The sequence below is a fragment of the Williamsia sp. 1135 genome, assembly GCF_002095395.1.
Classification (GTDB): domain Bacteria; phylum Actinomycetota; class Actinomycetes; order Mycobacteriales; family Mycobacteriaceae; genus Williamsia.
Genome location: NZ_MJEI01000107.1, coordinates 440,181 through 453,060 on the forward strand (window position 1 = coordinate 440,181; position 12,880 = coordinate 453,060).

Annotated in this window: 14 protein-coding genes; 5 read left to right on the plus strand and 9 right to left on the minus strand. The window is 62.6% G+C overall.

Annotation, left to right across the window (positions count from 1 at the left end):
• Nucleotides 1–29: 29 nt before the first annotated feature.
• Nucleotides 30–929 (minus strand): PD40 domain-containing protein, encoded by a 900-nt coding sequence (locus BFL43_RS28210; protein WP_084896956.1) that lies wholly within the window; start codon nt 927–929, stop codon nt 30–32.
• Between the two features lie 148 nt (nt 930–1,077).
• Between BFL43_RS28210 and BFL43_RS28215 the strand changes: the two genes are divergently transcribed.
• Complete coding sequence (locus BFL43_RS28215) at nt 1,078–1,500, plus strand: TIGR03618 family F420-dependent PPOX class oxidoreductase (RefSeq protein WP_084896791.1); 423 nt, start codon at nt 1,078–1,080, stop codon at nt 1,498–1,500.
• Nucleotides 1,501–1,611: 111 nt separating this feature from the next.
• Here BFL43_RS28215 and BFL43_RS28220 read toward each other — a convergent pair whose 3' ends face one another.
• A complete protein-coding gene (locus tag BFL43_RS28220; RefSeq protein ID WP_084896793.1) occupies nt 1,612–2,076 on the minus strand; it encodes an SRPBCC family protein in 465 nt (154 codons plus the stop codon).
• A 290-nt stretch (nt 2,077–2,366) separates the two neighbouring features.
• On the opposite strand from BFL43_RS28220, the gene BFL43_RS28225 reads away from it, so the two are divergent.
• Together BFL43_RS28225 and BFL43_RS28230 are read left to right on the plus strand one after the other, a co-directional pair.
• Nucleotides 2,367–3,080 (plus strand): DUF6319 family protein, encoded by a 714-nt coding sequence (locus tag BFL43_RS28225; RefSeq protein WP_084896795.1) that lies wholly within the window; start codon nt 2,367–2,369, stop codon nt 3,078–3,080.
• 17 nt (nt 3,081–3,097) lie between these two features.
• Nucleotides 3,098–3,706, plus strand: a complete 609-nt coding sequence (locus tag BFL43_RS28230) for a class I SAM-dependent methyltransferase (protein ID WP_084896797.1) — start codon at nt 3,098–3,100, stop codon at nt 3,704–3,706.
• Between the two features lie 36 nt (nt 3,707–3,742).
• On the opposite strand, the gene BFL43_RS28235 is transcribed toward BFL43_RS28230, so the two are convergent.
• The 3 genes from BFL43_RS28235 to BFL43_RS28245 form a co-directional block, all read right to left on the minus strand.
• Nucleotides 3,743–4,504: a 2-phosphosulfolactate phosphatase gene (locus BFL43_RS28235; RefSeq protein WP_084896959.1), complete on the minus strand. Its 762-nt coding sequence runs from the start codon at nt 4,502–4,504 to the stop codon at nt 3,743–3,745.
• 51 nt (nt 4,505–4,555) lie between these two features.
• The gene (locus BFL43_RS28240) at nt 4,556–5,242 is read right to left on the minus strand and encodes a haloacid dehalogenase type II (RefSeq protein ID WP_084896799.1); all 687 of its coding nucleotides are present in this window, start codon (nt 5,240–5,242) and stop codon (nt 4,556–4,558) included.
• A 121-nt stretch (nt 5,243–5,363) separates the two neighbouring features.
• Entirely contained in the window at nt 5,364–6,167 is an 804-nt protein-coding gene (locus BFL43_RS28245) for an SDR family oxidoreductase (RefSeq protein WP_084896801.1), read from the minus strand.
• A gap of 204 nt (nt 6,168–6,371) precedes the next feature.
• Here BFL43_RS28245 and BFL43_RS28250 point away from each other — a divergent pair, with 204 nt between their 5' ends.
• Nucleotides 6,372–6,998, plus strand: a complete 627-nt coding sequence (locus BFL43_RS28250) for a TetR family transcriptional regulator (RefSeq protein ID WP_084896803.1) — start codon at nt 6,372–6,374, stop codon at nt 6,996–6,998.
• A 34-nt stretch (nt 6,999–7,032) separates the two neighbouring features.
• Here BFL43_RS28250 and BFL43_RS28255 read toward each other — a convergent pair whose 3' ends face one another.
• Both BFL43_RS28255 and BFL43_RS28260 read right to left on the minus strand, forming a co-directional pair.
• Nucleotides 7,033–8,025 (minus strand): LLM class flavin-dependent oxidoreductase, encoded by a 993-nt coding sequence (locus tag BFL43_RS28255; RefSeq protein ID WP_084896805.1) that lies wholly within the window; start codon nt 8,023–8,025, stop codon nt 7,033–7,035.
• Nucleotides 8,026–8,059: 34 nt separating this feature from the next.
• Complete coding sequence (locus BFL43_RS28260; RefSeq protein ID WP_084896807.1) at nt 8,060–9,595, minus strand: long-chain fatty acid--CoA ligase; 1,536 nt, start codon at nt 9,593–9,595, stop codon at nt 8,060–8,062.
• Between the two features lie 215 nt (nt 9,596–9,810).
• On the opposite strand from BFL43_RS28260, the gene BFL43_RS28265 reads away from it, so the two are divergent.
• Nucleotides 9,811–10,650 carry a chromosome condensation regulator gene (locus BFL43_RS28265; protein WP_084896961.1) on the plus strand — a complete coding sequence of 280 codons (840 nt, stop codon included), beginning with the start codon at nt 9,811–9,813 and terminating at the stop codon, nt 10,648–10,650.
• Between the two features lie 967 nt (nt 10,651–11,617).
• On the opposite strand, the gene BFL43_RS28270 is transcribed toward BFL43_RS28265, so the two are convergent.
• Both BFL43_RS28270 and BFL43_RS28275 read right to left on the minus strand, forming a co-directional pair.
• On the minus strand, nt 11,618–12,556 hold the full coding sequence (locus BFL43_RS28270; RefSeq protein WP_143695004.1) for an IS3 family transposase: 939 nt from the start codon (nt 12,554–12,556) through the stop codon (nt 11,618–11,620).
• On the minus strand, nt 12,508–12,813 hold the full coding sequence (locus tag BFL43_RS28275) for a transposase (protein WP_084889730.1): 306 nt from the start codon (nt 12,811–12,813) through the stop codon (nt 12,508–12,510). The genes BFL43_RS28270 and BFL43_RS28275 overlap by 49 nt, the downstream gene beginning before the upstream one ends.
• Nucleotides 12,814–12,880: the final 67 nt, after the last annotated feature.

Below are 12,880 nucleotides of genomic sequence, written 5' to 3' on the forward strand. Positions count from 1 at the left end.
GGTGAATGGTATCGGGGGGTCGACCCAGACTATTTTCCACCAGCGACGCTGGCACCCTGAGCCGTGATTGACCGAGGCGTCAGACGCTTCTGATCCGAACCGTCGGGATTCATCGATGCGAGCTCGGCATGGGTCGAGGTGGCCACATCGGTCACCAACTCGCCAGACTCCGTCGTCGCCCTGGTGTACAGAATCCGTGAACCGTCCGCTGTGAACTCAGGACTCACTGCGTAGGTGTCGGTGAGCGGGGTGATCTCGCCGCCCGCGACAGGCATCGAATAGATCTCCGAGCCGTTGTTACCTCCGCGGTTGCTCGAGAACAGCAGCCTGGAACCGTCAGGTGAGAATGCGGGGTCTGCGTTCCAGAATTGGTCCCGCAGAACGACTCTTGATTCTCCTCCCGCGACAGGGACCTCGACGAGGTATCCGGCCACGTTGAAGATCAACCGGGAACCGTCAGGTGAGAACGTCACCTGTGATGCGGACTCCTCGCGAGCAACGATGCGCACATCGGACCCGTCGGCATCCATGATCTTGACGTTGCCTGAGCCCGAGCTGACGAAGGCGATCGATGACCCGTCCGGCGAGTAGACGGGTTGATACCCGCCGTCGTGGACTGTTGTCGTTGCGCCGGATGGGAGGTCGACGACCTCGATGAACTTGCCGCCCCGCGTGTACGCCAACCGGGTGCCGTCTGGTGACAGGGCAGCGAAGTTTGCGTAGCGCGTGTCCGTCGTATCGTCGCCCAGGGTTGGTGTGACCTGACGCAGACCGGTGCCGTCGACGTTCATCACGAACACCTGACCCCATCCATCGTCGAAGGCGGCCAGCACCGGCCTCGCCCTGTCTGAGGTGTCGTCGGAGCATCCGGTCGTCACAACGAAGACCGTGACCAGAGCGGCGAACGTTCGGCTGCTTAGGACGCGCATCGACTGATCGTCGCAGACCCATGCCACCAAGACTCGCCTTTGGTGGCCCTGAACGAAGGTGAGTCGAGGCGGGGGTCTGCCACACGTACCGTCGGACCGACACACTCGCTAGGGAATGCGCGATTGCCGGGTCGCGTTGTGAGCAGTCATGAAACTCGACGACTCTGCTCGCGCGCTCATCGGTTCCGGCGCGGACGCAACCCTGGTCACGCTCAATCCGGATGGCAGCCCGCAAGTGTCGGTTGTGTGGGTCGCGCTGCGTACGGCGCCTGAGGGCGACGAGCTGCTGACCGCTCATCTCGGGGTCTACAAGAAGGTACGCAATGTTCGCCGCGACCCTCGTGTCGCACTGACAATTCTGGGATCCGATTCCGATGCGTTGATGACGCCCTATCTCGCCATCAATGGCACCGCTGACATCCTCAAGGGCGGTGCGCCGGAGCTGCTCGCCGAACTCGCAGCGACGCTTGCACCTCCCGGTTCGGGCTTTCCGCCCGAGGACGCGCCACCCGGATACATCACACGCATCCGGATCGAAAAGGTCGGCGGCATCGGTCCCTGGAACAGCTGAGATCGCCGGCCCCTACCGTCCCGCACCTAGTGCGGTCGGTGTCTCCCACAAACGACTCGGTCGCCGGCGCAGACTGGCTGCGGCAGCGACCGAGATCGGTGTCAATGCAAATCAGGAAGTTGCGGCGGCAGCAAGCTTTCCGAGGGTGTCGGTCAGCTGGTCCTCGGTGACGAGCGGAAACTTCAACTGTTCGAGCAGTTTCTTGTCGGTGACCTTTGACCAGTCGTAGGTGTGGCGAACCAGGGTTTCGTTCGGCCCCTGGGACTCCAACTCCCACAACCATTCCCATCCGGGAGGTTCGGTGCCCGCGGGTGCGGTCTTCCAGGCCAGAAGCTTGTCCTTGACGTACCCGGTCACATGGTTGTCGGTCTTGTATTCGCCGCCTACGTGGTCGCCCTCCATGTTCATGGTGAACACCTCGCCGACTTTCTGGATTCGGTCTGCGTGGTCCACGCTCCGGATAAACCCGGAGCCGTCCAGTTCCAAGTGCCGTTCAGGGTTGGAGAGGACGTCGAAAACTGCGTCGACGGGCGCCTCGATGGTGCGTTCCACAGTGACTTTCGTGTTGTCGCTCATGGCTCCACACTGCCTAAAGATCCTCGACTCGGCAACAACCCCTGGGAGATGACAATGTCGCCGGCGCCGTGATATCGACGCCGCAGCTCGGGTAAGTTTCGTCACGACACAGCTCATCGGAATCCGATGCCTCGATGAGCGCGGAGACAAGCGGGTTACAGAAAGCAGTGGGGCCGCCGGTCCGCGGGTGTCGAGCGTCGATATGTGGTCGAGGTCTGCGCTCCCACAGATTGAGCGGTCGCGACACGAGGCCCGGCCAATCGCGAGTTTGTTCGCACGCATGTGCGAATATGGTCAGCGTGAACTCGCGCAGACGGACCGGATTGACGACCGACGAACTGGAATCGATGGCCACGGCACTCGCCGCAGGCAAGCGGGTCACCGTCTACCTCCGCGATCCGATGCCGTCGCTCGACCTCGCCGCCGGTGCATCGGCACGAGTGGTGTCCATCGACGGGTCAACGGTCATGGTGAGCCCGAAGGGTGTCGACGATCAATTGCCGTTCGAGGCCGACGAACTGCAGAAGACCCGGACGCCCGCAACTCTCACGAGTCCGGCGCGTCAGCGCCCGGCCAAGGCGACGTCCGGACCATCAGGCGTAAGAAGATCTCCAAGCGCGGTCGTGGAGCCATCGAATCCGGAGCCAGAACCCGTGTTGCCGGCTCCGACGGACGAGAAGGTTGCGCCGCCGAAAACGCAGCGACGCACCAAGAACACGGCTCCTGCTGCAGTCAGTGTCACCATCACGTCGATGGGCGAGAGCACCTGGTCGGTGTCGGTGTCGCACGGTAGCAAGCGCCAGGGCAAGCCCGCCGAGGTCACCTCCGACCGGGTGACGCGAGCGATGCACGCGCTCGGCGACGACACTGCGATCACGGCAGTCGACGCGGTGATCGAGTCCGCACGAGCAGCGACCCAGAAGAGAATCGACGAGCTGAGCAGTGAGCTCGAGGCCGCACGAGCGGTGTTGGCACATCTCGATGAACAGGCCGGGGACAGCTGACGGGACGCTCTTCTACGATGACGCAAGAGGGTTACGACGCCATGGCCGATCTGTATGCCACTACGCTCCCGACCACCTATCAGTTTCCCATCGAAGCGCACGCGGTGGCCGCCTTCGTCGAACTGGCCATGGAATGCGATGGCGTGACGGTAGACGTCGGCTGCGGCCTTGGGCACGTGACAGCAGATCTGGTCGCTCGCGGGCTGGATGCGACCGGCTGCGACCCCAGCGCCGGAATGCTGGATCATGCGCGGCGGAATTACCCAAAACTGCGCTTCATCGAGGGCGACGCCACCTTGACGATGTGGCCCGAGGACATCGGCATCGCCGCGATCATCGCCCGGTTCAGTTTGATTCATGTCGAGCCGGCTCAAGTGGCCGACATCCTCGAACTCTGGTCTGACCGGTTGACCAAGGGCACGCCCGTCCTGGTCTGCTTCCAAGCCAGCGACGAGCCCGGGACTCCGATTCCGTTCGACCACGCGGTGGCTCCCGCGTGGCGATGGCACCCTGACGAGTTCAGCCGAATACTCGGGGACCACGGGTTCGCCGAAGATTGGCGAATTGTGTACCGCGATAGCAGTTATAGATTCCCGATGGCCAACTTACTTGCTCGTCGCACCTAGCCGGCCGGTGCAATCGAGCCCCAACCGGATCTGAGGCTATGTCGCCGGCACGAATCGATCCCTTCGCAGTACAGGGACATGGGTGCTGGTGTTCAGTTCCGCAGCGATCGCGACATCCTGGGAGTAGCCGGCGTCGATGAGTTCGCGCCCGCTGGCGCACGCTTGGAGGTGGCTCGTCATGACCGGTTCGACGCTGGTCCAGGCGGCGCTGGCAGCGGCGGCCTCTGGCGAAAAGTGTTCTTGCCAACCGCGTGTGGCCATCACACTGAGGACGGCGCCGGCGCCCCACATGTCCTCGAAGGCCGGCCTCAGCGACCCGTCCGGCCACTGTTCGCCCGCGGCGATGACCGCCACATTGGTGTCGGCGGAGAATGAGTCGCAGATCCACGATGCGACGGAGCGGGCATTGCGCAGGCTTGCACCGACCACCGTCGGCGCCGACGTTGCGAGTTCGTAGCTGATCGTGGAGCCGTTGGGGGACGGGAGCACCAGTCGCTCGGGCGGGACGGACCGGTTGCGAATCGTCGGCGCTGACAGGCTGATCTGGTCTCCTCGAGCTACAGATCGTCCGACCGCGAGAGTTGCGTCGACTTCGGCGGCAAACGCCGCGGCTTCAGTCCCCCTTGTTCGGTAAGGCAAGACCGTGATGCCGGCGTCGAGAGCGACGCTCAGGGTGGTGGTGAACGACAGCACGTCCACGACAACGGCCAGTTCGCAGTGCTGCGCGATTGCTCGCGCCCCCGAGAGCCCCCAATCGAAACGAACACCGAATCTGTCTTGCTGGTGAGCCGGATTCACGGGATGGAGATTACCCGCGGACACCACGAGCCGGATTTCGGTCCCGTTCGCTCAGCATCCGAGTTGCGTTGCCAGTTCGTCCATCCCTGCGACGTGGTGGTCATCGAGTGGATTGACGAACTCATCTTTGACTTCGGGTCCCCATTCGCGAGGTCGTGCGACATACGCGGTGCGCAGCCCGCAGGCCCTCGCCGCCTCGAGATCAGCGGCGTGAGTGGCGACCATCATCACCTGGTGGGGTTCGACCCGCATGAGCTCAGCGAGCCCGAGATACACCTCGGGTGCCGGTTTGTAGTGCCGCCATAGATCTGCGCCTCCGATGACATCCCAGCCGAAATCGTTGCGCTTGGCCATCTCGGTGAGCAATGCGACGTTCCCGTTGCTGAGCGCGCAGACGGTGTATCTGGTCTTGAGTCGGCGCAGGCTTTCCGCGGCCTCAGGCCAACCCGGGATGGTGTGCCACGAGTGCACGGCTGCATCAATCTGTTGTGCGGTCGCATCGGCGACACCTCTGTCGCGGAGCAGACGCTCCAGTGTTTCGCGGTGCAGGTCGTCGAGAAGCGTCCACGGCCGTGTCCCGGCCTCCACTTCGGCGAGCGCCGGGCTGTAGGTTCGTCGCCAGTCACGCGCGAGTTCAGAGCCGTCGATGCCGGGGAACTGATCGCGCAGCACCGCACTCACACCGCTGTGCCAGTCCGTGACGGTGCCGAACGTGTCGAACGCCAGAACCTTCAGCATGCGCACCCTCCGTTGAACGTCGCGTCACATCTGCTCCACTTTCGCGGAACTGCTCCGGTTCCAGGGCCCTGGAACCGGAGCAGAATACTGAAAGTGGAGCACATCCGAGCGCTCCGCGGTTCTACATCCCCATTCCGCCGTCGACCGGGAGGCCGGCGCCGGTGATGAACTTGGCCGCGTCAGAGGCGAGGAACACCACGGCATCGGCCATGTCATCGACCTGACCGAGTCGTCCGAGAGGGGTGAGCCCCGCGACCGCTCCGGCCGCGGCCTCGGGCGATTCGAACAAACCCAGGGCTGCGGTCTCGACCGCGAGCTTGTTGCCCATTGCGGTCGGCGTGAGCCCCGGGTAGATGCAGTTGACCCGCACCCCGTAACCGAGCTTGCCCGACTCCGCAGCGGCGACACGCGTCAGTCGGTCAATTCCGGACTTCGAGGCTGAATACAGGGCGATCCCGGGAAACGCGATGGTCGCAGCCACAGAAGCGATGTTGATCACCGCGCCGCCCGATCCTGCTGTGCCACCGGGTCGCATCGCCCTGAATGCGTGCTTGATTCCCAGTGCGGTGCCCAGGACGTTGATCTCGAGCATGTTTGATGCAGCGGCGGCGTCGAGGTCGATCAGCAGGTCGGTCACCTCGATTCCCGCGTTGTTCACGACGATGTCGAGGCCACCCAATGCATCAATCGTCGATGAGACTGCCGCCTCCCACGCAGCGTCATCACGGACATCGAGGAGCACGAACTCTGCCTTCGCGCCCTTGGCCCGTAGCGCGTCGACAGTCTGCCGACCCGTGTCGGCGTCGATGTCGGCCACGGCCACGGCTGCCCCCGCCGCGGCGATGGCCTCGGCCATCCCGGCGCCCAGTCCCTGCGCGCCGCCGGTGACCAGTGCTGTACGTCCTGTCAGGTCGTAGCTCGTCATTGAATCGTCTCCCTTGACCCTGCGAATATTTACCGAATCCGTACACAGGCATGCAATGTCGTCACCTACATGATGCGACGTGGGTCACATTACGAACAAATCTTGACGGGTGTCAAGAGTAATTGTGACAATTGTCAAAGAAATTGGTCGCTGAGCACTGTTTCGGCTGGACACGCACGTGGGGGCGCGCCGTAAACTGTTCCGATGACCACCGTCGCCGATAACACCCCGCGAGCCGGGTTGCGCGGCCCCGACAAGTTCGAGGCGCGTCGTATCGAGCTGGCGACTGCCACCCTGCTGACGCTGGCCGAATTGGGTTACGCGCGCACCAGTTTGCGGGAGATTGCGCAGAACTCGGCGTTCTCACACGGGGTTCTGCACTACTACTTCTCCGACAAGCTCGACCTGATCGCGCAAGCAGTCCGGATCTACGAGGACGTGTGCGTCACCCGTTACGACGAGGTCGTCACGTCGGCCTCTACCGCGCAAGAACTGAGAGATGAGTTCGCGGCGATGTTCTTCGCGACGCTCGAGTCGGACTCTGCGCTGCATCGGCTGTGGTACGACCTCCGCAATCAGACCCTGTTCGAGTCGTCGTTCAGAGAAGACGTGCGCGAGATCGAATCTCGGCGTGAGGAAATGACGTGGCGAGTGGTGACCCGGTTCTACGAATTGTCGGGTGTAACGCCCCGCGTCTCGTCGAACATGGCCTACGTCGTCATCGACGGCATCTTCCAGCGTGCGTTGATGAGCCTGTTGAGCGATGACCACGACCAGCTGACGTCTTCTCGAGATCAGCTGGCCGAGGCCTTCGACCTGTTCTTGCGGTGATCTGCGCAGACACCTGCGCGTTGTGTAGCCGCTTCTACATCGCCTCGATTTTCGGCAGGATGTCGTTCTTCAGGCGCTTCATGTCGTCCATTGTCTTGGGGGTGGGGACGTCGGCGAACGGCGGCCACAGAAGCAGCTTGGTGAGTCCAGCCTCTCGATAGCGCTTGAGCATGTCGGTGACCTGGGCCTCGGATCCGACCAGCAGATTACTGGCCTTGCCTGCCGGCGTCTGGTCCATGTCCACGTCGGTGATGACGGTCCAGATCATGCTGGCGATGTCGAGGTCGTCGATGGTGCGAGAGGTGTCGAGGGCTTCGAGTTCATTCTGAATTCCTTTGCGCCACTCCGCGATCTCCTCCGGTGAGTCCTGAATCCCAATCCAGCCGTCCAGGCCGTACTTGGCTACTCGTTTCGCGGCGCGTTTGGCGTCCTTGAGTCCACTGAAGTAGATAGGCGGATGTGGTTGCTGGAGGGGTTTTGCTCCGAAACCGCTGGGCCCGAAGTCAGCGAATTCACCGTGGTACTCGAAGACGTCGTTGGTCCAGATACCCTGCATGATCTCGATCGTCTCGCGCAGGTGTTGGTGGCGGCGCGGGAAGATATGCGTGGCACTCGCGGCCGCGAACTCCTCTGGCATCCATCCTGAGCCCACGGCGACGTTGAGCCGTCCGTTGCTGAGGTGATCGATGGTGGCCAGTTCAGCGGCGAGCACCCCCGGGGATCGGTACGGCGTGTCGATGATGCTCATACCGATGCGGACCTTACTGGTCTTGGCGGCGAGCCAGGGGATGAGCGGAAAGCCCTGGAGGAACTCACCCCGAGAGGAGACGGGCAGCTGCTTGGGCAACTCATGCATCATGCCGAACGCGAACTCCATCTCGGCCCGGTCGGAGGACTCCGGAACGATGATGCGATCAAGCGTCCACACGGATTCGAAGTCGAGATCCTCGGCCAGCTGGGTGAGGTCCTCGAGCTCGGTGACGGTGACCTTTTCGCGAAAGTTGGGAAGGTATAGGGCTAGTTCCATCGTCGTAGACCTCGTTACTTTGTTGGGGTGTCGATCATTTCGCGGTAAGAGTGGAGCGGATGTCGGTCTTGAGGATCTTTCCGACGGTCGAGCGGGGCAGGTCGGTCCAGACTTCGACCTGCTTGGGTGCTTTGACGCTGCCGACACGCGCTTTCACGAACGTGATCAGATCGTCGGCGTCGAACTCGACGTCGGGTCGCAGCGAGACGATGGCGGTAACTCTCTCGCCCCACTTCTCATCGGGTAACCCGATGACGGCGCAGTCTCGGACAGCAGGGTGGGCCATCAGAGCCTGCTCCACCTCGGCGGAGTAGACGTTGAAGCCGCCGGTGATGATCATGTCTTTCGCGCGGTCGACGATGTAGAGGAAGCCGTCGTCGTCGAGGTAGCCGATGTCGCCGGTGTGATGCCATCCGTGGGTCGAGGCCTCCGCGGTCGCTTCGGGATTGCGGTAATAGCCCGCCATCACCAGAGACCCGCGGACACAAACCTCGCCTCGAGCCCCCGTTGGGACCGCCATCCCGTCTTCGTCGAGAATCGCCACGGTCACCAGCGGTGATGGTCGGCCTGCCGACGACAATCGGTCGATGTCGACGCTTCCGTCCTTCCGGCGGTGCTCAGCCGGTGACAGCGTGGAGATCATCATCGGTGCCTCGGACTGCCCGAACAGCTGGGCCATCGGTCCAAGGCGTTCGAGGGCCTCGGCGAGGCGAGTGGTCGAGATGGGGGCGGCTCCGTACCAAAAGCACTGCAGCGAGGAAAGATCGGTGGAGTCGAGTGATTCGTGATCCAGCGTCATGTAAATCAACGTGGGCGGCAGAAAGGTGTGGGTGATGCGGTGCCGCTCGATCAGTTCGAGAAAGTCTCCGACGTCGGGATGATCCATCACGACGACCTCGCCGCCCAGCGCGAGAATGGGAAAACAAAGCACGCCAGCGGCATGAGTGAGCGGCGCGAGCGCGAGGTACCGTGGCCGACCCTCGAACGGATAGCGCATCAGCACAATCGCTGTCATTGTTTCCAGGTTGCGGCCGGTGAGCATGACGCCCTTGGGACGGCCGGTGGTGCCGCCGGTACCGACGAGCGCAACGAAATCATCAGGAGCACTGCCATTGTCGGCTGGCAGTCCCGCCTCGGCCTTGGCCAACCAGGAGTCGAAGCCGATGGCTGTGTCATCACTGTCGCCCAGTCTCACAAGGTTCGAGAGCTTCGGCAGCTTCGGCGCGATCTCGGAGGTCAGCGCGTCGAACGCAGGTTGGTAGATCAGTGTGGTGCAATCGAACAGGTCGAGCAGCTCGGCGTTCTCACTGCCCGCATTGCGGGGATTGATCGGGCACCAGACTGCGCCCGCGCGCGAGATGCCGAAGACGCACGCAAATGATGTCGGGTGGTTTGCCGACAGGATGCCAACCTTGTCACCCGGCCGCACCCCGGAACTCTTGAGCGCCTTGGCAACCGAGTGCGAGAGGGTCACGACGTCCCCGTAGCTGAGCGACACTCCGTTGAATGTCAGACACGGAGCGTCCGCGCCCAGCGACGCACCTTTGTCGAGATAGAAGGTCAACGACACTGTTGTTCTCCGCTTCGTCATGTGGTGCAAATGAGTCTCCCGTCAATCTATGGCAACTGTCAAGATTTTTCCGGACAGTTGTCAAGATTCGTGCTTGTGAGTTCGTGGCCGAACCATGCTCGTCTGCCCGATCCCACTGATTCACAGAACGCTTCCGCCCCGCCCGCAATCGAAATTGCCGCCAGTGCGCCGCGAGAAGCCCTATCGTGATCGTGATGGGTCAGATCATCGCCGCCGGGCGGCGGCATTCGGTATGCGTGAGGGCAGACGGTTCGGCAGTGGCCGCCGGTAGCCCGAAGGCGCCGGAAACCCTTATCGAGCAGTGGATTTCGATCGAGGCGGTGGGAGCCGGGAACGTGCACACGGCATCCAATACAGGACGCGCGCACACTGTCGGGCTGCATGTCGACGGTACCGTCACCGCCGCCGGCTGGAACGCCGACGGCCAGTGCGAGGTCGGCGATTGGACAAGCGTTGTGGACATCGCGGCGGGCTGGCGACGAACGGTCGTTGTCTTTCCCGACGGATCGGCAGGCGCACGCGGGCGTCGACTCGAGGGGGCCTGCGACGTCGAAGGATGGCGAGAGGTAATTGCTGTGACTGCAGGGGACTGGCACACCGTCGGCGTTCATGCGGACGGCACTGTGACGGCAGTAGGCAACACAAGCAGGGGACAGTGCGCAGTCGCCGGTTGGCGGGATGTGAAGGCCGCCGCGGCCGGCTACCTCCACACGGCTGCGGTGACCGGCCAGGGCCAGGTTTTGGCCACCGGTAATCGTGACGCGGGAACTGATGAGATGCGTACGTGGCGAAACATTGTCGCCATCTCAGCGGGCACCTATCACACAGTGGGCCTCGAATCCGGAGGGCGAGTTCGAGCTGCAGGCAACAACGCCCGAGGACAGTGTGACGTTGACACCTGGCGAGATGTTGTAGCAATCGCTGCGGGGTCCACACATACTCTCGGCCTGCGCGGGGATGGCAGTGTTCTCGCGGCCGGAAACAACGACGACGGCCAATGCGATGTGGAAAATTGGCACCTGGCCCGTCCCTAGGGCTTATCGTCACATGTGACGAAAGGACGTTCGACCGGACGCAATTGTCCACTAGGAGGTTGGGTGGGTAGTCCTTCGTTCAACTAGGCGGGTCGACGTGGAGGCTATTTACCCACCGCGATTGGAGAGCACCAGCGGCGGGTTTGCAATCAGCGCCTGCAGTGAGCGCTCCGTGGGTACTGGCGCAGAGATTCCGGCCATCGCCGATCCGGCGTTACTCACTCAGGTGCAGCCACCTAGGCGGTTTCGTCACATGTGACGATTTGAGGGTAATCACCTTGCCGCACTGTGCGTTTGAAGTCCACCAAGATTGGCGTTCAGAGAGCGGTCGCCGTGGAGTAGCTGTCGCCGGCCCGATGAGACGGCGACGAGCGAACGCCACAAGGCGGATGCGCACCGACGGCTCCGGACGCACAGGCCTGTCGACTGCCGAACGTCGAAACGTGCCGACAGAGTTCAGATGACGGCCGTGCCGGCACGTTCAGATGTTCACGGCAGTGTTCACCTGAACTCCAGATACCCACAGCAACCTTCGATCGACCCCTCCCAACCTCAACGCCGATAAGAAACATTATGTCAAGTAGAGTTGGCATTGTTGCTCCTCAAGAGCATCGGCGTGGCGCTTCCCCGAATCATCCTGGCAGGTTGGTGCTACGAGGTGGTGCGCCTCAGGGTCTCAGGGTCGCCCCCGGCGACGGGATCGGCCTCGGTCTGCCACCAATCGCCAACCGCTGTTGAGCGCCAGTGCGGCCCCTACGTACCCGATCAGAGTTGGTGAGAAGATCTCGGGCTCACCTGCGTGACTTATGCCCCAGTACAAACCAAACGCGATGCCACCGACGCCGATCACGACCGCCGCTATGTGAGCTGACTTGGTATACGGGTGGGTGGTGGTTTGCATGGCTCCAGACTCGCACGCCACCCGGCCGTACGTAACATGAGGTTCCCCCCGGATAGTGGAGGGTGGTTACGCGGCCTGAAGGTCCGCGGTCAATGACATCTCGTAGTCGATGGGACTGAGCATCCCGATCGTTGAGTGCCTCCGTCGAGTGTTGTAGTAGTCGAACCAATTGTCAACCGCAGCAACCAGTTCGCTCTTGTAGACGTAGCTGTGGCGGTAGTAGTGCTCGTGCTTGAACGTCGACCACAGGCTCTCGGCACCGGCGTTGTCCCAGCACACCCCGGTCCGACCCATCGACCGAAGCAGACCGTACTTCCCGCAGGCATTCGTCATCAAGGACGATGTGTACTGAGATCCCCTGTCCGAGTGCATGATGATGCCCTTGGTTCGACCGCGACGGGTACGAGCAGCCATATCGACCGCATCGGTCACCAAGTCAGCGCGCATGTGATCGGCCACAGCCCACCCCAACGCCCGCTTCGAATGCTCATCCTTGATCACGCACAGATACATGTCTTCGCCACCGCAAGTCAGATATGTGATGTCCGACGTCCACACGGCGTCGGTGCGGCCCTGATCGAAGACGCGGTCGACCAGATCCGGCGGGAACGTCGCGAACGGATCGACGATCGTCGTCGGCGGCGAGAAGGTGCGCGGACTGATACCAGCTAGGCCCCGCTCGGCCATGATTTTGGCGACGGTCTTCTCGGTGACGAACTCGCCCCGCGCGCGTAGCTCAGCGGTGATCCGCGGCGATCCGTAGACACCGTGGGAGTCTTCGTGGATCGAAGCGATTCGCACAGCCAACTCTTCCCGACGCTGCCTCTGTATCCCTAATTCTGTTGCCCTGGTTGACTTTAGATGCCGATAGTAACCCGAGGCTGACACACCCAGCAGGGTGGCCATTCGACTGATTGCTGTGGTGGCGCACTCCGTGGCCATCAACGCGTACTTCTCTACCGTTGATGGTTCGCCGCGAAGTACGCCGACGCTTTTTTCAAGAATGCGATGTCCTTCTCCTGATCGGCGACCTGCCGGCGTAGCCGGGCAAGCTCGTCGCGCTCGACTGCGGTCAGTGGCTCATCGCCCTCTCGCCGCGCTGCGTCCAGGCGCCGGCGCTCATCAGCGACCCACCGCCCCAGCAGGCCTTCGTTGAGGCCGAGGTCTCGTGCGACCTCGGCGATGGATCGACCAGAATCGATCACTCGATGCGCAGCATCGACCTTGTACTCGGTCGTGAACGACCGACGCTTCCGCGACATGTGAACATCCTCCCAGCGGAACCGCTGATCCCGCTAGCTCGGTGTCCACTACCTGGGGGGAACCTCA